This is a genomic window from Enterobacter dykesii (assembly GCF_008364625.2).
GTDB lineage: Bacteria > Pseudomonadota > Gammaproteobacteria > Enterobacterales > Enterobacteriaceae > Enterobacter > Enterobacter dykesii.
This window is the reverse complement of record NZ_CP126604.1, coordinates 359,851-379,138: the sequence shown is the minus strand read 5'-3', so window position 1 is coordinate 379,138 and position 19,288 is coordinate 359,851. Positions and strand designations below refer to the sequence as shown.

Below are 19,288 nucleotides of genomic sequence, written 5' to 3'. Positions count from 1 at the left end.
CCTTATGTTTGGAGCAGAACTCGTCATCGTCTTGTTGGCGATTTATTTGGGAGCAAGACTCGGGGGTATCGGCATCGGTTTTGCCGGCGGTTTCGGGGTGCTCGTTCTTACCCTTATCTTTCAGATTAAACCCGGCGCAATCCCGTTTGACGTTATCGAAATCATCATGGCAGTTATTGCCGCTATCGCCGCCATGCAGGTGGCAGGCGGTATGGACTACCTGGTAAGCCTGGCGGAGCGTATGCTGCGCCGCCATCCAAAGTACATTACCTTCCTTGCCCCGCTGGTGACCTGGTTTATGACCATTCTCGCCGGTACGGGCCACACCGCCTTCTCTACGCTGCCGGTGATTACCGAAGTGGCGAAAGAGCAGGGTATCCGTCCGTCTCGCCCGCTCTCTATTGCCGTCGTCGCGTCCCAGATTGCGATTACCGCCTCGCCGATTTCCGCTGCGGTGGTCTTCTTCGCCGGTATTCTTGAGCCGATGGGCGTGAGCTACCTGACGCTGCTGGCGATCTGTATCCCGGTGACGCTGATCGCGGTGATGATCACCGCCGTGCTGTGCAACTTCCTCGGCGCTGAACTGAAAGACGATCCGGTTTATCAGGAGCGTCTGGCCAAAGGTGAAGTGAGCCTGCGCGGCAGCCAGGTCTTCGAACTTAAGCCGCACGCAAAACGTTCCGTGCTGCTATTCCTGATCGGTATTGTCGCGGTGATGTTCTACGCGACCGCCATCAGCGACACCGTGGGCCTGATCCAGAACCCGGTCCTGCCGCGTAACGAAGCGATTGTGGTGTTTATGCTGACTATCGCGACGCTGATTAGCATCACCTGTAAAATTGACACCAGCGAAGTGCTGAACGCCAGCACCTTTAAATCCGGTATGAGCGCCTGCGTGTGCGTCCTCGGGGTAGCCTGGCTTGGTGATACCTTCGTGAAAGCGCACATCAGCGACATTCAGACCGTCGCTGGCGATCTGCTCCACAACTACCCGTGGCTGCTGGCGGTGGTGCTGTTTTTTGCCGCTACCCTGCTTTACTCCCAGGCGGCGACCACCAAAGCGCTGATGCCTGCGGCACTGATGCTGGGCGTGACGCCACTGACGGCGATTGCCTCTTTCGCAGCGGTTTCTGCCCTGTTCGTTCTGCCAACCTACCCAACCCTGCTGGCGGCGGTGGAGATGGACGACACCGGCTCAACCCGTATCGGTAAGTATGTGTTTAACCACGCGTTCCTGATCCCGGGCGTGGTCGCCATTTCACTTTGCGTGATCCTCGGCTTTATCATTGGCGGCGTGGTGCTGTAAACGGTGAGTGGTTGTAAAAATAGTTAAAATCGGGCCGCTCTGCGGCCCGTTTCATTAATGACCAACCGCCTTGCATGATATAGTGAAGCCTTTCGTGATGAGGAGGTCGACTTGTGAACACGCCTGATGCTGTTGTCGTACTGTGTACCGCCCCTGATGAAGCCTCTGCCCAGGATCTCGCCGCTAAAGTGCTGGCCGAAAAACTGGCTGCCTGCGTGACGCTCCTCCCCGGTGCCACTTCCCTGTATTACTGGGAAGGCAAGCTGGAGCAAGAGTACGAAGTCCAGATGTTGCTTAAAACCAATCTGGCGAATCAGCAGGCTCTCCTGGACTGCCTCAAATCTCATCATCCTTACCAAACTCCGGAACTGCTGGTGCTGCCAGTGGTCCACGGCGATAACGACTATCTCTCATGGCTCAACGCTTCCTTACGCTGATCCTGCTGCTGTGCAGCACGTCAGCTTTTGCCGGGTTGTTTGACGCGCCCGGCCGTTCGAACTTTATTCCTGCCGACCAGGCGTTTGTTTTCGATTTTCAGCAGAACCAGCACGATCTGACGCTCACCTGGCAGGTGAAAGAGGGCTATTACCTCTATCGCAAGCAGGTGAGCATTACTCCTGCCCAGGCAAAAGTGGACGCATTACGGTTGCCCGCTGGCGAGTGGCACGAGGACGAGTTCTACGGCAAGAGTGAAATCTACCGCCAGCGCTTAAACGTGCCTGTGACGGTGAATCAGGCCGATAAAGGCGCGACGCTGACGGTGACGTATCAGGGATGTGCGGATGCAGGTTTCTGCTATCCGCCGGAAACGAAAGTCGTGCCGCTTAGCGAAGTGAAAGCGACTGCTGCTGTAACGCCGGTCCCTGCGGTTGAGAAAACCAACGATAGCGCTGACCTTCCGTTCTCAGCGCTGTGGGCGTTACTGATTGGTATAGGCATTGCCTTTACGCCGTGCGTGTTGCCAATGTACCCGCTTATCTCCGGGATTGTGCTGGGCGGCAAACAGCGTCTATCTACCGCCCGCGCGCTGCTGCTGGCCTTTATATACGTGCAGGGAATGGCGCTAACCTACACGGCGCTCGGCCTCGTGGTTGCCGCTGCCGGGTTACAGTTCCAGGCAGCACTCCAGCACCCTTATGTTCTCATTGGCCTGTCAGCGGTGTTTATCCTGTTGGCGCTGTCAATGTTTGGCCTGTTCACGCTACAGCTGCCCTCCTCGCTGCAAACGCGCTTAACGATGATGAGCAACCGTCAGCAGGGCGGCTCCGCAGGCGGCGTGTTCGCGATGGGTGCCATTACCGGGCTTATATGCTCTCCCTGCACCACCGCGCCGCTGAGCGCCATCCTGCTCTATATCGCCCAGAGCGGAAACATGTGGCTCGGCGGGGGTACGCTGTACCTCTACGCGCTGGGCATGGGCCTGCCGCTGATTCTGGTCACGGTTTTCGGCAATCGACTGCTGCCGAAGAGCGGCCCATGGATGGAGACGGTGAAAACCGCATTTGGCTTTGTCATCCTCGCGCTGCCGGTGTTCCTCCTTGAGCGTATCATCGGCGGCGCCTGGGGTCTGCGCCTGTGGGCGATGCTCGGCGTAGCGTTCTTTGCCTGGGCGTTTATCGTCAGCCTGGGGGCGAAGAAGCCATGGATGCGCCTGGTGCAAATCCTGCTGCTGGCTGCCGCGCTGGTGAGCGTACGCCCTCTGCAGGACTGGGCGTTCGGCACACCGGTGAGTCAGACCCAGGCGCATCTGAACTTCACCCAGATTAAAAACGTGGATGAACTTAACAGCGCCCTGGCTGAGGCGAAAGGCAAACCGGTGATGCTCGATCTCTATGCCGACTGGTGTGTCGCCTGCAAAGAGTTTGAAAAATATACTTTTAGCGATCCACAGGTGCAAAGCGCCCTGAAAGAGACCGTTTTGCTCCAGGCGAACGTGACCGCCAATAATGCGCAGGATAAGGCTCTGCTGAAGCAACTTAACGTGCTCGGGCTGCCAACCATTCTGTTCTTCAATCAACAGGGCCATGAGCAGCCTGAGCAGCGTGTAACTGGGTTTATGGATGCAGCGGCATTTAGCGCGCATTTGCGCAATCGCCAACCGTAAACAACACTTTAAACGGGACAAACCGTTGGGAATAGCGGAGGAGATAACCGTGCAACGTGAAGACGTACTGGGACAAGCCCTGCAATTACTTGAGATTCAAGGGATCGCCAGCACCACGCTTGAGATGGTAGCCGACCGTATCGATTATCCTCTGGATGAACTTAAGCGCTTCTGGCCGGATAAAGAGGCGCTACTCTATGATGCCCTGCGCTATCTCAGCCAGCAGGTTGATATCTGGCGCAGACAGCTGATGCTGAATGAAGAACTGACCGCGGAGCAAAAGCTGCTGGCGCGCTATACCGCCCTGACGGAATGCGTCAGCAACAACCGCTATCCGGGTTGTCTGTTCATTGCCGCCTGCACTTATTTTCCCGACCCAGGCCATCCTATCCATCAACTGGCGGATCAGCAAAAACGGGCGGCGCATGACTTCACCCACGAATTGCTGACCACGCTGGAAGTCGATGACCCGGCGATGGTGGCGAAGCAGATGGAACTGGTGCTGGAAGGTTGCCTCAGCCGCATGCTGGTGAACCGTAGCCAGGCCGATGTGGATACGGCGCACCGCCTGGCGGAAGATATTCTACGCTTTGCCCAATGCAGAATGGGTGGAGCACTGACCTAAGCCAGAATGCCCGCCCAGGAAGAGACGAGAAGACACAGCGCCATCAGGCGCTGAAACCGCACCATCGCCACGGTGGTGCGAAATATTCGGTTCACCGCTTTACCCAACCACGCCCAGCACATCAAACAGGCTATCGAGATCAGCAGAAACCATAGCGACATTAGCGCAATATCCCGCAATGTATGGTTGCCAGTTGGGGCAAACAGGCTGACGACGGCCAGCGCCATCATCCAGGTTTTGGGGTTCACGATCTGCAGCAGCGCCGCCGCCCGAGCGGTGAATCGGATACGGTTCTCAGCGGCGAGACGGACAGCCGGGGCGCGAAACAGCTGCCAGCTCATCCAGCTTAGCCACAGCACGCCTGTCCAGCTCATTATCTGACGTATCAGAGGGTACTGACGCAGCACTTCCCCCGCGCCCGCGCCTGATACCAGCACAATTGCACTGGCTGCGATACACCCGCCCAGAATAGCAGGTACGGTATTTTTTACGCCAAAGTGCTGGCTGTTCGTCAGCACGAGAATATTGGTCGGCCCCGGCGTAATGGAGGCGACAAATGCGAACAACAGAAAGGGTATCAAACTCACGGGTGGCTCCTTTTTATTAGAGCCATGAATGTGCCGTTATTTTTTGGAAACGTCTGGAAGGTTTGTGCACAACCGGCGGTAGTGTGCGGGAGAGATACGGTAAGCACGCTGAAACCAACGTCCCAGATGGCTTTGATCGGCAAATCCCACTGCGGCAGCCACATCAACGGGCTGGTCACCGCGCGCCAGCAGCTGTCGGGCCTTTGCCAGACGCAGCTGAATAAGCCATGCGTGTGGCGCCAGGTTGAACTCGCGCTTAAAACAGCGCGTCAGGGTAAAGCGATCCGTGCCCGTCTCGCGCGCAAGATCTGACAGCCCCACGTTCTCGCCGATATGAGCAAAGAGATAGTCGCGCGCACGGTGCGCCACGGCAGCGCTTTGTAACTGCGACGGCAGTTTCTTACGCCAGTGGCAGTGGGCGGTGATCCGGGAGAGCAGATTATCCATTGTGCTCTGCTGAACGATTTTCATCTCGTCATTATGCAGGGTGGAGAATGTCTCACCGATAGCGCGCACCAGCTGCGGCTCCCGCGTCAGCGTTTGGGCAAAGTGGAGTGAATAACTCCCAGGAGTAGATTCGTAAAGTCCTTGTAGCGCACGGGTAAGCCAGCGCTCATCAAGATAGAAGGTCAAATAGGTAAAGCCGCCCTCTACAGGCGCATCACCGTCGTGGATCTCACCAGGCTCGAGGAGAAATGCGTCGCCCGGTTGGCTACGATGACGCTCACGGCGGCAGTGAAACTGCTGCGTGCCGGAGAGGGTTATCCCTACCAGATAGCTATCGTGCCAGTGCGGATCAAAGGCATGCCCTTCGAAATGCGCTTTAATCGTCTCAATACCCGTATCTGCATGCTGACGCAGTTCAAGCCAGTCATTTGCCATACTGCCCTCCTCTTGCTATCAGCATTGCCGTATGACACTGGTTCTGTCTGGAAGATTTGTGCATTTTCACGGCGAAAGCGGACAGATTGCCGCAAACTTAAGCAGTTGAACAGCTTTTCCCGAAATAATGTTGACGATCGGGCGTGATTGCGGTTTAATGCGCTCCGTTGCCCGGATAGCTCAGTCGGTAGAGCAGGGGATTGAAAATCCCCGTGTCCTTGGTTCGATTCCGAGTCCGGGCACCACTATTCAAAGAACCCAGCCTATGGCTGGGTTTTTGCTTTTCTGCGTTTATAAATCCCTTCTTTGTATTCTTGTTTCTCTTTGTCGTGGGATCGTGCGGTCTGCGTTGCCGGATGGCGGCTTTGCCTTATCCGGCCTACTAAAACGCAAGCGCAGCGCCATCGGGCTTTTCTGCGCGCACAAAGCAAAAAACCCCGCACCTTACGGTACGGGGTTCTTCTAATTGATGCCTGGCAGTTCCCTACTCTCACATGGGGAGACCCCACACTACCATCGGCGCTACGGCGTTTCACTTCTGAGTTCGGCATGGGGTCAGGTGGGACCACCGCGCTAAAGCCGCCAGGCAAATTCTGTTAAATCTGTATCAGGCTGAAAATCGTGTCTCTCTTCGCCAAAACATCTTCGGCGTTGTAAGGTTAAGCCTCACGGTTCATTAGTATCGGTTAGCTCAACGTATCGCTGCGCTTACACACCCGACCTATCAACGTCATAGTCTTTAACGTTCCTTCAGGACTCTCAAGGAGTCAGGGAGAACTCATCTCGGGGCAAGTTTCGTGCTTAGATGCTTTCAGCACTTATCTTTTCCGCATTTAGCTACCGGGCAGTGCCATTGGCATGACAACCCGAACACCAGTGATGCGTCCACTCCGGTCCTCTCGTACTAGGAGCAGCCCCCCTCAATTCTCCAGCGCCCACGGCAGATAGGGACCGAACTGTCTCACGACGTTCTAAACCCAGCTCGCGTACCACTTTAAATGGCGAACAGCCATACCCTTGGGACCTACTTCAGCCCCAGGATGTGATGAGCCGACATCGAGGTGCCAAACACCGCCGTCGATATGAACTCTTGGGCGGTATCAGCCTGTTATCCCCGGAGTACCTTTTATCCGTTGAGCGATGGCCCTTCCATTCAGAACCACCGGATCACTATGACCTGCTTTCGCACCTGCTCGAGCCGTCACTCTCGCAGTCAAGCTAGCTTATGCCATTGCACTAACCTCCTGATGTCCGACCAGGATTAGCTAACCTTCGTGCTCCTCCGTTACTCTTTGGGAGGAGACCGCCCCAGTCAAACTACCCACCAGACACTGTCCGCAACCCGGATTACGGGTCTACGTTAGAACACCAGCCATTAAAGGGTGGTATTTCAAGGGCGGCTCCACGCAGACTGGCGTCCACGCTTCAAAGCCTCCCACCTATCCTACACATCAAGGACCAGTGTTCAGTGTCAAGCTATAGTAAAGGTTCACGGGGTCTTTCCGTCTTGCCGCGGGTACACTGCATCTTCACAGCGAGTTCAATTTCACTGAGTCTCGGGTGGAGACAGCCTGGCCATCATTACGCCATTCGTGCAGGTCGGAACTTACCCGACAAGGAATTTCGCTACCTTAGGACCGTTATAGTTACGGCCGCCGTTTACCGGGGCTTCGATCAAGAGCTTCGCGTTACCGCTAACCCCATCAATTAACCTTCCGGCACCGGGCAGGCGTCACACCGTATACGTCCACTTTCGTGTTTGCACAGTGCTGTGTTTTTAATAAACAGTTGCAGCCAGCTGGTATCTTCGACTGATTTCAGCTCCACCCGCAGGGGCTTCACCTACATATCAGCGTGCCTTCTCCCGAAGTTACGGCACCATTTTGCCTAGTTCCTTCACCCGAGTTCTCTCAAGCGCCTTGGTATTCTCTACCTGACCACCTGTGTCGGTTTGGGGTACGATTTCGTGTTACCTGATGCTTAGAGGCTTTTCCTGGAAGCAGGGCATTTGTTACTTCAGCACCGTAGTGCCTCGTCATCACACCTCAGCGTTAAAAAGGTACCGGATTTACCTGGAACCTCCGCCTACATGCTTAAACCGGGACAACCGTCGCCCGGCTAACATAGCCTTCTCCGTCCCCCCTTCGCAGTAACACCAAGTACAGGAATATTAACCTGTTTCCCATCGACTACGCCTTTCGGCCTCGCCTTAGGGGTCGACTCACCCTGCCCCGATTAACGTTGGACAGGAACCCTTGGTCTTCCGGCGAGCGGGCTTTTCACCCGCTTTATCGTTACTTATGTCAGCATTCGCACTTCTGATACCTCCAGCAACCCTCACAGGCCACCTTCAACGGCTTACAGAACGCTCCCCTACCCAACAACGCATAAGCGTCGCTGCCGCAGCTTCGGTGCATGGTTTAGCCCCGTTACATCTTCCGCGCAGGCCGACTCGACCAGTGAGCTATTACGCTTTCTTTAAATGATGGCTGCTTCTAAGCCAACATCCTGGCTGTCTGTGCCTTCCCACATCGTTTCCCACTTAACCATGACTTTGGGACCTTAGCTGGCGGTCTGGGTTGTTTCCCTCTTCACGACGGACGTTAGCACCCGCCGTGTGTCTCCCGTGATAACATTCTTCGGTATTCGTAGTTTGCATCGGGTTGGTAAGCCGGGATGGCCCCCTAGCCGAAACAGTGCTCTACCCCCGAAGATGAGTTCACGAGGCGCTACCTAAATAGCTTTCGGGGAGAACCAGCTATCTCCCGGTTTGATTGGCCTTTCACCCCCAGCCACAAGTCATCCGCTAATTTTTCAACATTAGTCGGTTCGGTCCTCCAGTTAGTGTTACCCAACCTTCAACCTGCCCATGGCTAGATCACCGGGTTTCGGGTCTATACCCTGCAACTTAACGCCCAGTTAAGACTCGGTTTCCCTTCGGCTCCCCTATACGGTTAACCTTGCTACAGAATATAAGTCGCTGACCCATTATACAAAAGGTACGCAGTCACACCACGAAGGTGCTCCCACTGCTTGTACGTACACGGTTTCAGGTTCTTTTTCACTCCCCTCGCCGGGGTTCTTTTCGCCTTTCCCTCACGGTACTGGTTCACTATCGGTCAGTCAGGAGTATTTAGCCTTGGAGGATGGTCCCCCCATATTCAGACAGGATACCACGTGTCCCGCCCTACTCTTCGAGTTCACAGCCTGTGTGCTTTCGTGTACGGGACTGTCACCCTGTACCGTGCGACTTTCCAGACGCTTCCACTAACACACAAGCTGATTCAGACTCTGGGCTGCTCCCCGTTCGCTCGCCGCTACTGGGGGAATCTCGGTTGATTTCTTTTCCTCGGGGTACTTAGATGTTTCAGTTCCCCCGGTTCGCCTCGTTAACCTATGTATTCAGTTAACGATAGTGCAACGAATTGCACTGGGTTTCCCCATTCGGACATCGCCGGGTCAAAGGTTCATATCACCTCGCCGGCGCTTTTCGCAGATTAGCACGTCCTTCATCGCCTCTGACTGCCAGGGCATCCACCGTGTACGCTTAGTCGCTTAACCTCACAACCCGAAGATGTTTCACTTCTGATTGCGAAAATTTGAGAGACTCGAACACACCATTAAAGATGTGTCGTTTCAATTTTCAGCTTGATCCAGATTTTTAAAGAGCAAAACTTCTTAATGCACTCAAAAGTACATTCAGAAGTTTATCATTCATCAGACAATCTGTGTGGACACTACAAAGGCAGGTTCTTTAAGGTAAGGAGGTGATCCAACCGCAGGTTCCCCTACGGTTACCTTGTTACGACTTCACCCCAGTCATGAATCACAAAGTGGTAAGCGCCCTCCCGAAGGTTAAGCTACCTACTTCTTTTGCAACCCACTCCCATGGTGTGACGGGCGGTGTGTACAAGGCCCGGGAACGTATTCACCGTAGCATTCTGATCTACGATTACTAGCGATTCCGACTTCATGGAGTCGAGTTGCAGACTCCAATCCGGACTACGACGCACTTTATGAGGTCCGCTTGCTCTCGCGAGGTCGCTTCTCTTTGTATGCGCCATTGTAGCACGTGTGTAGCCCTACTCGTAAGGGCCATGATGACTTGACGTCATCCCCACCTTCCTCCAGTTTATCACTGGCAGTCTCCTTTGAGTTCCCGGCCGGACCGCTGGCAACAAAGGATAAGGGTTGCGCTCGTTGCGGGACTTAACCCAACATTTCACAACACGAGCTGACGACAGCCATGCAGCACCTGTCTCAGAGTTCCCGAAGGCACCAAAGCATCTCTGCTAAGTTCTCTGGATGTCAAGAGTAGGTAAGGTTCTTCGCGTTGCATCGAATTAAACCACATGCTCCACCGCTTGTGCGGGCCCCCGTCAATTCATTTGAGTTTTAACCTTGCGGCCGTACTCCCCAGGCGGTCGACTTAACGCGTTAGCTCCGGAAGCCACGCCTCAAGGGCACAACCTCCAAGTCGACATCGTTTACGGCGTGGACTACCAGGGTATCTAATCCTGTTTGCTCCCCACGCTTTCGCACCTGAGCGTCAGTCTTTGTCCAGGGGGCCGCCTTCGCCACCGGTATTCCTCCAGATCTCTACGCATTTCACCGCTACACCTGGAATTCTACCCCCCTCTACAAGACTCTAGCCTGCCAGTTTCGAATGCAGTTCCCAGGTTGAGCCCGGGGATTTCACATCCGACTTGACAGACCGCCTGCGTGCGCTTTACGCCCAGTAATTCCGATTAACGCTTGCACCCTCCGTATTACCGCGGCTGCTGGCACGGAGTTAGCCGGTGCTTCTTCTGCGGGTAACGTCAATCGACAAGGTTATTAACCTTATCGCCTTCCTCCCCGCTGAAAGTACTTTACAACCCGAAGGCCTTCTTCATACACGCGGCATGGCTGCATCAGGCTTGCGCCCATTGTGCAATATTCCCCACTGCTGCCTCCCGTAGGAGTCTGGACCGTGTCTCAGTTCCAGTGTGGCTGGTCATCCTCTCAGACCAGCTAGGGATCGTCGCCTAGGTGAGCCGTTACCCCACCTACTAGCTAATCCCATCTGGGCACATCTGATGGCAAGAGGCCCGAAGGTCCCCCTCTTTGGTCTTGCGACGTTATGCGGTATTAGCTACCGTTTCCAGTAGTTATCCCCCTCCATCAGGCAGTTTCCCAGACATTACTCACCCGTCCGCCGCTCGTCACCCGGGAGCAAGCTCCCTGTGTTACCGCTCGACTTGCATGTGTTAGGCCTGCCGCCAGCGTTCAATCTGAGCCATGATCAAACTCTTCAATTTAAGTTTGATGCTCGTGAATTAAACTTCGTAATGAATTACGTATGTTCACTCAGAGACTTGGTATTCATTTTTCGTCCGAGGACGTTAAGAATCCATGTCACTTTGAGTGCCCACACAGATTGTCTGATAAATTGTTAAAGAGCAGTGCAACGCGGCTTTCGCTCACCGTTGCGAGGTGGCGTATATTACGCTTTCCTCTTTCAGAGTCAACCCGTTATTTCAGGGTTTTTTCTCTTCAACCGACCGGGCTGTTTGTGAAGTGATTCACATCCGCCGTGTCGATGGAGGCGCATTATAGGGAGTTCTCAGCAGGCCGCAACCGCTAAATGACAGAAAAATGACTGACTGCTGCATTCCACAGCAAAACCCCGCCTTATACCCTTTTATGCACAAAGTTATCCACAATCATGAGCGGATCGCGATGCGATCCTACGAATTGAACGGGAAGATCAACTATACTAGCGGCAAATACTCTCCTCAGTGCAGGCCCACCCTCATGACCACACAACCCCTCGCCCGCGACTGGCGTCTCCCTACAGCAGGGGTGATGCTGCTGGCACTCCTCTTTGCGGGTTTTACCCTGCATGCGCACTGGAACGCCTTTATCCAGTGGTGTCTCGCCACGCAAATTACGCTGCACCGCTATCTGGTGATGTATCTGCTGCAGCTTAATAACCACCAGTACAGCGGCGGATTATGGCTGTTAACGGGGGCTTTCCTTTATGGTGTCCTTCACGCCATCGGACCCGGGCACGGAAAGTTCATTGTGACGACCTATCTGACCACCAATAAGGAAAGCGAGCTGGCCGCCCGGGTCGTCCCCTTCCTGGGTAGCCTGATGCAGGGCGTCAGCGCCATTCTGTTTGTCTTTATTCTGGCGGTGGGGTTTAACCTCGCCTCAGGGGATATCAGTACCAGCCGCTGGTACGTGGAGAAGATAAGCGCTGTGCTTATTGGCGCTTTTGGTGCGTTTGTTATTTACCAGGCGCTGAAGAGCCTGCGCCCGCGTAGGATGACCATCTCCGCCATTAAGCCGCTTCATCAGCACGATGAACACTGTGGCTGCGGCCATCACGGCGTGGGGGCAGACCTGACGCGGGGCGACTGGAAAACGCGCCTGGGTGTCATTCTGGCGATCGGCGCACGTCCGTGCAGCGGAGCGATCATGATTCTGATGTTTTCGAATGCGCTGGGCATTGTCACTTGGGGAGTGGCCGCGGTCATGACCATGTCTTTAGGAACCGCACTCTCTATTGTGGGGCTTTCACTGGCAGTACGTTATGCCCGCGAGCGCACGGTGAGCTGGTTCGGAGAAAGCGCCTCATTAAGATGGCTCGTACCGGCAGTCAAATTAGCCGGCGGGATAGTCCTGATCCTGTTTGCGACGGTACTGTTCCTGACGGTGATACCCATCAGCGCCAATGGCGACTACATCGCTGCCGGATGCTAATAAAAGAAAACCCGCCGTTGGCGGGTTTCTTTATTACTCGTTGATGCGTGGATGCTGGTCCACCAGTCGGGAGCGTTTTTTCTGCAGCTCTTCAATCTCTGCGTCAATATCCTCAATCTTCTGCTCTACGTTGTCGTAGTGCTCGCGCAGGATCTCTTTCGCTTCCTGGATGTCAGACGCCGCAGGCGTTGCACCTTTCAGAGGACGGTTCGCCGTCTCCTTCATGGTAAGACCGGTAATCAAACCAATCACCGCAATCACCATCAGGTAATAAGCCGGCATCATCAGGTTCTGCGTGCTCTCGACCAGCGAGGCGGCAAGCGTCGGGGTCAGACCGGCAATCAGCACCGAGATGTTAAAGGCCGCGGCCAGCGCGCTGTAGCGAATATGCGTCGGGAACATCGCGGGCAACGTTGAGGCCATCACCCCGATAAAGCAGTTAAGGATCACCGCCAGCATCAGCAGACCGGCAAAAATCAGCCCCAGCACATCACTGTTAATCAGAATGAATGCCGGAATTGCCAGAGCAAACAGCGCAACGCTTCCCAGAATAATGAACGGTCGACGACCAAAACGGTCACTCAACAGGCCCATAATCGGCTGCACAAACAGCATACCCACCATGATGGCGATAATAATCAGCACACCGTGATCTTCCGAGTAGTGCAGGTTATGCGACAGGTAGCTGGGCATGTAGGTCAACAGCATGTAATAGGTCACGTTGGTCGAAATCACCAGACCAATACAGGTCAGCAGGCTGCGCCAGTGCTTAGTGGCAATCTCTTTAAACGACACCTTCGGACCATCCTGCAGCCCTTCGCGGTCACCCTGTTCCAGTTTATCGACGTGCTGCTGGAAAGCAGGCGTCTCTTCCAGCGCATGACGCAGGTAAAGACCAATTATCCCCAGCGGCAATGCCAGGAAGAACGGGATACGCCAGCCCCAGTCGAGGAAGTTATCTTCACCTACCACGGTTGAAATCAGTACGACTACGCCCGCGCCCATAACAAACCCGGCAATCGAGCCGAAGTCCAGCCAGCTCCCCATAAATCCGCGCTTACGGTCCGGGGAATACTCGGCAACGAAGATCGAGGCACCGGTATATTCACCGCCTACGGAGAAGCCCTGCGCCATCTTACAAATCAGCAGCAGAATGGGTGCCCAAATGCCGATGGTGGCGTAAGACGGTATAAGGCCGATACAGAATGTACTGATCGACATAATGACGATGGTGATGGCCAGGATCTTCTGACGACCATATTTATCGCCGAGCATACCGAAGAACAGACCGCCCAGCGGGCGAATCAGGAAGGGAACGGAGAACGTACCCAGTGCGGCAATCATCTGCAGGCTGGGATCGGCCCCGGGGAAAAACACTTTACCTAACGCATAGGCCACAAAGCCGTAGACACCAAAATCGAACCATTCCATCGCATTACCGAGCGAGGCTGCGGTAATGGCTTTACGCAGCTTTGCGTCATCAATAATGGTGACGTCGCGAAGCGTGATGGGTTTAATCTTTTTCCTTCTCAGCATAGCTATCCTCGTTGACTCGGCCCTGTCTGTTTCACAGTTCAATTAGCGTTCTGTGAATCATGGGATCCGCTCCATGCGAATCGCCTTATTCAAGCGTAGCAGGTTTACTTACATTGACGTTTTACGTCGATACAACCGAACCTGTTGACGCCTGCCTGGGCAGTTAATGACCTTTTTACCCTACCAGCGTTTATATTTGTGATCAACTTCACACATATTTTCGCGTCTCGTCAACTCAGGCAAATTTTTGTCAGGGAGTGCCAATAAGTACTTCCTTACCCCACCTGAAGAACATCCTCCCGCACGTCATTATTTCTTTCGTAACAGAAAAATAAACCACGTTAATTCACATCAGGTTTACATAAATTTTCATCAACAGGAACCGGCCTCAGCTTTTACATTGAATATGTGATAAAGATAACTAAAACGATGTTTTATTTTCATTGAATCAATATTCCAATGATCGCATCATAAATCCGAATTCAGCGTTTTACGTGTTTCAGGAAAAGGTTAATTGAGAGCACGCATTTAATTTTGTTGCAGGGCTTTCGAAAAAACACCACAAGCAATACGAGCAATCAATTGAATTTATTGACTAATTTTTAACACCTATCCCCCGTACTGCGGGATCCGATGTGAGGTTTGTCTATGAAGATTAAAGCCACGATAGAACGTATACCCGGCGGTATGATGCTGGTTCCGCTGGTACTGGGCGCGATCCTGAATACCCTTGCTCCCAATACCGGAGCTTATTTTGGCGGTTTCACAAAAGGCATGATAACAGGCACGGTTCCCATTCTTGCCGTCTGGTTTTTTTGTATCGGCGCATCCATTAATTTGCGGGCAACGGGGACAGTATTACGGAAATCCGGCACGCTGGTGATAACCAAAATAGCGGTAGCCTGGGCGGTGGCAATGATATGCGCGATGTTCATTCCGGAGAATGGAATTCAGACCGGGTTCTTCGCGGGTTTATCGGTCCTGGCGATTGTCTCGGCGATGGATATGACCAACGGCGGATTGTACGCCAGCCTGATGAACCAGTACGGGACGAAAGAAGAGTCCGGCGCATTTGTGTTGATGTCTCTGGAGTCCGGCCCGCTTATGACGATGCTGATCCTGGGGTCTGCTGGCCTGGCCTCGTTTGAACCGCACCACTTTGTCGGCGCGATCCTGCCCTTCCTGGTCGGTTTCGCCCTTGGCAATCTCGATCGCGATCTGCGTGATTTCTTCAGCAAAGCCACGCCGGTGCTGATCCCGTTCTTCGGTTTCGCGCTGGGGAACACCATCAACCTGAAGGTCATTCTCGATACCGGCCTGCTGGGCATTGTGCTGGGTATCGCCGTGATCGTCATCACCGGTATTCCGCTGATTATTGCCGATCGCGTCATCGGAGGAGGAAACGGCACGGCCGGCGTCGCCGCCTCTTCAGCCGCCGGTGCTGCAGTCGCAAACCCGGTGATTATTGCCCAAATTAACCCTGCCTTCGAACCGGTCGCCGCTTCAGCGACGGCGCTGGTTGCCGCGAGCGTGATCGTCACCGCGATTCTGGTCCCCATCATCACGGCGCTGTATGCGAAACGCTACGGGAATATGCAAGAGACCCTGCCAGAACCGAAGCCGATAGGAATGAATCATTAACACACCGCTCCGTTCCCTCTCCCAATGGGGAGAGGGGGAAAGATTTACCCAAAAATCTCTTCCACCATCGCGTCCACCAGCCGTTTTGCCGAACAAAGCCTCGGCATGCCCAGCGCGACGGTCTGCCAGTTTTGCGTCACTGACCAGCTCACCGGATGTTGATCCGCCTGACACCAATCCCCCAGCCAGCCCAGCATGTCTTTATGATCGATTAAACCCGGAGAGGCCGGCGTTGTCAGCCACTGGTGATAGAAATGGCGGGTCGTGGGGGACGCACTGATGCCCTGTGCCAGATAGTTAGCCGCCATGCTGCGCAGGTTATCCTTAAGCATTGCCGCCACATCTTCATTCGCGAGGCGGCATGCGTCACCAAATGCCCCCCAGCGCAGCTCTTCCAGGACGATAAAACAGCGCCCGGCCAGCGACCAGCCATCATAATGCCCGGCCCGCCAGCGGGTAAAAATCTGCTCGCTATGCTCACCCGCCTGCACCGTCAGCCCGCGCTGGGTTAGCGCCTTCTCTTTATAGGCGGCGCGTTGGGTAAAATGAGAAGCGAGTTCAGCGTACTGCTGCATCAGGCCGGGGGACTGCTGGGCGCGCGGGTGCGTCTGCTGGCGCAAAGCAATCAGCTTCTCTGCCATCAGCGTCAGCGCGAGATGACCCGGGTCAAGCATGCCGGCCAGTTTTTCCGCCAGCCCCAGGCGCAGCGCTGCATTTTCATTGAGCATACCCGCCATCGCCCAGGGGCGTAGCCGGGTATGCGTCATGATTTCCTGAGTCAAACGCTCACGAAACTGAAGCTGTTGTGGTCCCAGGTGAGGATGACGCGCCGCGTCCACGCCCTGCACCAGATCGACCATAAATTTTGGATTTATACACTCCAGCGTTCGCCCGGGGCCGTCCAGTAGTGGTGTTGTCATGGTTGCTCTGCCGCGAATAGAGTTTGAATATCATCGCGTAACAGTCGGGTATCTTCCTGTATCCACGTCGCAGTCGTAATGCTTTGCTTCAACAGCTGGCAGAGCGCTCGGGTTGAATGCTCATTCTGTTGACGCACTGCGAGGCTATCACGCAAGCTTTCCTGTAACCCGGTCAGGCACAACGAAAATTCTGCAAAAAACGTCGCCATTCCTGCCGTAACAGAGACATCGACCTGCGCGGACAAAGCTTTACGTATTTGTTCACAAAACAGCTCAATATGTTGCTTAAATTTGTCATGTAGCTGCGCAATATCGATAACATATCGCGTGCGCGTTTCCACATACTCATCCCAGCCCCAGCCCGGGCTATTGAGCCAGCGAGCGACCGTTTCTCGCATGCTGCTCCCGCCTGATGAGGGGCCTGCCTGGCTGTCATCCTGCGCTATCGCATCATTAAACAGCGCCCGCGTGTTGAAGTTAAGCTGGTGAGCCTGAAACGCCGGGAAACTGATTCGCGCCCGAAAACCCGCATGGCTCAGATGCTCTTTAATACGCGTTTCGATGGGGCGCATGGCTTCGTTCAGGGAACGCGCCAGCGTAGATTCAAGCTGGTCGAAGCGTAACGCCAGCTCCCGGCAGATTCTCGTCTGTGCATCCAGCATCACCCGTTCGCAGGAGGAGCGGATTTTACTCAGCGCGATCTGCGCCTGCCCTTCATCGTCCAGAACCAGCTGCTTCAGCTCGTGCGGCTCCTCACCGTGAGGGGTCTGCCGATCGATGCCAGCCAAATCAAGAATATGCTGGGCGCTGAACACCTCGCCAATCGCCTGGTTAAGCGCGGTTTTTTGCGCTCCCATAAAGTCCGCAGTGGCGTTTAGCGCCTCCTCAACTTCATGTTTCACCTCATCGCTCACCACGCTCTGACGCGTCTGCAGATGCGCCATGTCCTCTTCCAGACGTGCGATATTCAGTTCCAGCGCCTCAAAGGCAACCGTCAGCCCCTGATAGCGGAAGTCGAGGTACTCCCGGGCATTTTGTGCGTAGTTGAGCAGCTTATGCGAGGCCGAACGCAGCGCGTAAAGCGAGGCATTGGCATAGGCGGCGTAGATCAGCTTGCGTATCGGTTGTTCGAAAAGCGAATCTTCCCAGAGCAAATCGGCAGCATGACGAATATGGTCGATATCGTCCAGGTCCGCCGTACGCCAGCGCCGCCCAAGCGCCGCTTCGGCAAAATCCTGCACCCAGGGTTGCTCCTGATGATCCGGCAGTTGTCCGTGGGTACTCATCTCGTAGCGAGCGCGGTTCGCCAGATAGGCCCACATGGACGAAACGGGGTAGATCTGGCCAGGCGAAATATTGCCTTTCATTAAGGTGCCGGAGATCATCGCCCGGATCTGCTCTTCATCATCGCTATTGCGATCTTTCTGATCGAACTTATTGACCAGGGCATACAGCGGCACGGATTTTCCCGCCGCGGAAATGGCCTGCCGGACTTCTTCATCAGAAATGGATTTAAGCTGGGTATAATCCATCACGGCCAGCACCGCCGACGCGCGGGACAACTGCTCGCTGAGCATTTTTTGCAGATGCGGCTGTCCCGCCTCATTCGGCCCGGGCGTATCGAGCAGCGTCAGCTGCCCGAGGTGAGCATCCAGACCCGCAAGATGCACGAACTCCACTTCAATGACCGGAATGTGTTCGATAGCCGCATATTCAGAGAACGGAAACGCCACGCCTAACGCCTGGGAAAGTCTCACCAGATCGTTGAGGCTTTTCAGACAATGAAATATCGGCTGCGCGCCCAGGTGATGCTTCTCAAACGCTTCTCCTTTTTCAATGCGCTCCAGCAGCGTATTCATGTCTTTATCAATTTCCAGATGCTGGGCCAGCTTCCCGCGATCGTAATCGCATAGCTTTTTCTGGAGCAGTTGGATCAATTCATCAATGGGCGAGGCATGTGAGAAATGCAGCACCGGCTCCTTCTGGCCCGGCGTGTGGCGAATTAGGGTAGGAAGCGCCGTCATCGGACGATTGCGGTTCGGCAACACTTCAGTCCCCACAATCGCATTAATGGTGGTCGATTTCCCCGCTTTCATGGTGCCCACAATAGCCAGGACCATTTCCAGCCGGGTTATTTTTCGTAATTCATTATTCAGCATCGCCTGCTGCGCTTCGACACCGCGCGCACTAAAATGCAAAGGTAAAACGTTGTTCTTTTCACCCGTAATAGCAGCCGCGGTGCTCTCCAGCATCGCAGTCGGCATTGATTTCAAGGTATCGAGGTTTTGCAGGGCGAGCTGTAGCAAACGCTCAGCTTCCTGGCTTAATTCAAAAATGGTCTGTGTGTGCATGATAAAAGCCTTTCCTTAACGCAAATTTATTACTTTTATTAAGCCACTGGTATTAATTATGTTGTTCAGGCTTATATGATCACGTGTGGAAAACATGTTCGCCGAAATATAACTGATTGATGACAATCAGAAATAATTCGCTATCCTTGCATGGCGTGTATAGCTCCCCTTGTGGCCTGACGGCCAAAGGAAAAAAGCGTAGCCCAATTTTAAGAAACTTCAGGATATATCATCATTATTTACCCACCTAAAAAGAGAGGTAATACGCCCCTGCCAGAAGATATGGATGGCAGCGAAGTCAGGAGATAAATAACAATGTGTCGCTTCACCTTATCCGAAATGAAGGAGCGTAGCAATTTGCTGCAATAAAATATTCGATATATTTAGCGTCATTTCTTCCCACCGTGTTAATGAGGTAAGCTTCGCTTAACTGACTGACAGGAAGTGTCACTCCTGATACGCTTTTTGCATTTTTTTAATTCACAATATCACCGACAAACGTGTGGATTTGCGCTATACTTGCCGCCTTTTTCGGCACGCTGCCGTTATTTAGCTGGCACTTTCCAGCGTGTTTACACTTTTTGAG

Annotated in this window: 11 protein-coding genes, 1 tRNA gene and 3 rRNA genes; 7 read left to right on the top strand and 8 right to left on the bottom strand. The window is 54.1% G+C overall.

Features of this window, described 5'->3' with window-relative positions; all coding sequences use genetic code 11:
• Window positions 1–4 precede the first annotated feature (4 nt).
• From F0320_RS01740 to F0320_RS01725, 4 genes are all read left to right on the top strand, one after another.
• Window positions 5–1,306 carry an anaerobic C4-dicarboxylate transporter gene (locus F0320_RS01740; RefSeq protein ID WP_126328989.1) on the top strand — a complete coding sequence of 434 codons (1,302 nt, stop codon included), beginning with the start codon at window positions 5–7 and terminating at the stop codon, window positions 1,304–1,306.
• 113 nt (window positions 1,307–1,419) lie between these two features.
• Entirely contained in the window at window positions 1,420–1,743 is a 324-nt protein-coding gene (gene cutA, locus F0320_RS01735) for a divalent cation tolerance protein CutA (protein WP_014168278.1), read from the top strand.
• Complete coding sequence (locus F0320_RS01730) at window positions 1,719–3,410, top strand: protein-disulfide reductase DsbD (RefSeq protein WP_126328990.1); 1,692 nt, start codon at window positions 1,719–1,721, stop codon at window positions 3,408–3,410. Before cutA ends, F0320_RS01730 begins: the two co-directional genes overlap by 25 nt.
• Window positions 3,411–3,459: 49 nt before the next feature.
• The gene (locus F0320_RS01725) at window positions 3,460–4,035 is read left to right on the top strand and encodes a transcriptional regulator (protein WP_032643754.1); all 576 of its coding nucleotides are present in this window, start codon (window positions 3,460–3,462) and stop codon (window positions 4,033–4,035) included.
• Here F0320_RS01725 and F0320_RS01720 read toward each other — a convergent pair.
• The gene (locus F0320_RS01720) at window positions 4,032–4,622 is read right to left on the bottom strand and encodes a LysE family translocator (protein ID WP_126328991.1); all 591 of its coding nucleotides are present in this window, start codon (window positions 4,620–4,622) and stop codon (window positions 4,032–4,034) included. The genes F0320_RS01725 and F0320_RS01720 overlap by 4 nt on opposite strands.
• 36 nt (window positions 4,623–4,658) lie before the next feature.
• Entirely contained in the window at window positions 4,659–5,504 is an 846-nt protein-coding gene (locus F0320_RS01715; protein WP_048975178.1) for an AraC family transcriptional regulator, read from the bottom strand.
• A 169-nt stretch (window positions 5,505–5,673) separates the two neighbouring features.
• Between F0320_RS01715 and F0320_RS01710 the strand changes: the two genes are divergently transcribed.
• A tRNA-Phe gene (locus tag F0320_RS01710) sits at window positions 5,674–5,749 on the top strand.
• A gap of 226 nt (window positions 5,750–5,975) precedes the next feature.
• Here F0320_RS01710 and rrf read toward each other — a convergent pair.
• The 3 genes from rrf to F0320_RS01695 all read right to left on the bottom strand — a co-directional run bounded on the left by rrf (window position 5,976) and on the right by F0320_RS01695 (window position 10,804).
• A 5S ribosomal RNA gene (gene rrf / locus F0320_RS01705) occupies window positions 5,976–6,091 on the bottom strand.
• 68 nt (window positions 6,092–6,159) lie between these two features.
• Window positions 6,160–9,065 (bottom strand): 23S ribosomal RNA (locus F0320_RS01700).
• Window positions 9,066–9,264: 199 nt separating this feature from the next.
• A 16S ribosomal RNA gene (locus F0320_RS01695) occupies window positions 9,265–10,804 on the bottom strand.
• The 16S, 23S and 5S rRNA genes sit together here, the layout of an rRNA operon.
• Window positions 10,805–11,300: 496 nt before the next feature.
• Between F0320_RS01695 and F0320_RS01690 the strand changes: the two genes are divergently transcribed.
• Window positions 11,301–12,254 carry a nickel/cobalt transporter gene (locus tag F0320_RS01690; protein WP_126331226.1) on the top strand — a complete coding sequence of 318 codons (954 nt, stop codon included), beginning with the start codon at window positions 11,301–11,303 and terminating at the stop codon, window positions 12,252–12,254.
• Window positions 12,255–12,287: 33 nt separating this feature from the next.
• Here the strand turns inward: F0320_RS01690 and proP are convergent, their stop codons facing one another.
• The gene (gene proP / locus F0320_RS01685; protein ID WP_047653062.1) at window positions 12,288–13,790 is read right to left on the bottom strand and encodes a glycine betaine/L-proline transporter ProP; all 1,503 of its coding nucleotides are present in this window, start codon (window positions 13,788–13,790) and stop codon (window positions 12,288–12,290) included.
• 648 nt (window positions 13,791–14,438) lie between these two features.
• Here proP and kdgT point away from each other — a divergent pair.
• Window positions 14,439–15,431, top strand: a complete 993-nt coding sequence (gene kdgT / locus F0320_RS01680; RefSeq protein ID WP_126331224.1) for a 2-keto-3-deoxygluconate transporter — start codon at window positions 14,439–14,441, stop codon at window positions 15,429–15,431.
• A gap of 44 nt (window positions 15,432–15,475) precedes the next feature.
• On the opposite strand, the gene F0320_RS01675 is transcribed toward kdgT, so the two are convergent.
• Window positions 15,476–16,351, bottom strand: coding sequence for a diguanylate cyclase regulator RdcB family protein (locus tag F0320_RS01675; RefSeq protein ID WP_126331222.1), 876 nt, complete (start codon window positions 16,349–16,351; stop codon window positions 15,476–15,478).
• Window positions 16,348–18,702 (bottom strand): clamp-binding protein CrfC, encoded by a 2,355-nt coding sequence (crfC, locus tag F0320_RS01670; protein WP_126331220.1) that lies wholly within the window; start codon window positions 18,700–18,702, stop codon window positions 16,348–16,350. Before crfC ends, F0320_RS01675 begins: the two co-directional genes overlap by 4 nt.
• Window positions 18,703–19,288: the final 586 nt, after the last annotated feature.

What these genes read in the sequence shown, in the direction of transcription:
- F0320_RS01740 (WP_126328989.1), top strand. Translation starts at nt 5, where the DNA reads ATGTTTGGAGCAGAACTCGTCATCGTCTTGTTGGCGATTTATTTGGGA.
- kdgT (WP_126331224.1), top strand. Translation starts at nt 14,439, where the DNA reads ATGAAGATTAAAGCCACGATAGAACGTATACCCGGCGGTATGATGCTG.
- proP (WP_047653062.1), bottom strand. Translation starts at nt 13,790, where the DNA reads ATGCTGAGAAGGAAAAAGATTAAACCCATCACGCTTCGCGACGTCACC.
- F0320_RS01675 (WP_126331222.1), bottom strand. Translation starts at nt 16,351, where the DNA reads ATGACAACACCACTACTGGACGGCCCCGGGCGAACGCTGGAGTGTATA.
- crfC (WP_126331220.1), bottom strand. Translation starts at nt 18,702, where the DNA reads ATGCACACACAGACCATTTTTGAATTAAGCCAGGAAGCTGAGCGTTTG.
- F0320_RS01730 (WP_126328990.1), top strand. Translation starts at nt 1,719, where the DNA reads ATGGCTCAACGCTTCCTTACGCTGATCCTGCTGCTGTGCAGCACGTCA.
- F0320_RS01690 (WP_126331226.1), top strand. Translation starts at nt 11,301, where the DNA reads ATGACCACACAACCCCTCGCCCGCGACTGGCGTCTCCCTACAGCAGGG.
- F0320_RS01715 (WP_048975178.1), bottom strand. Translation starts at nt 5,504, where the DNA reads ATGGCAAATGACTGGCTTGAACTGCGTCAGCATGCAGATACGGGTATT.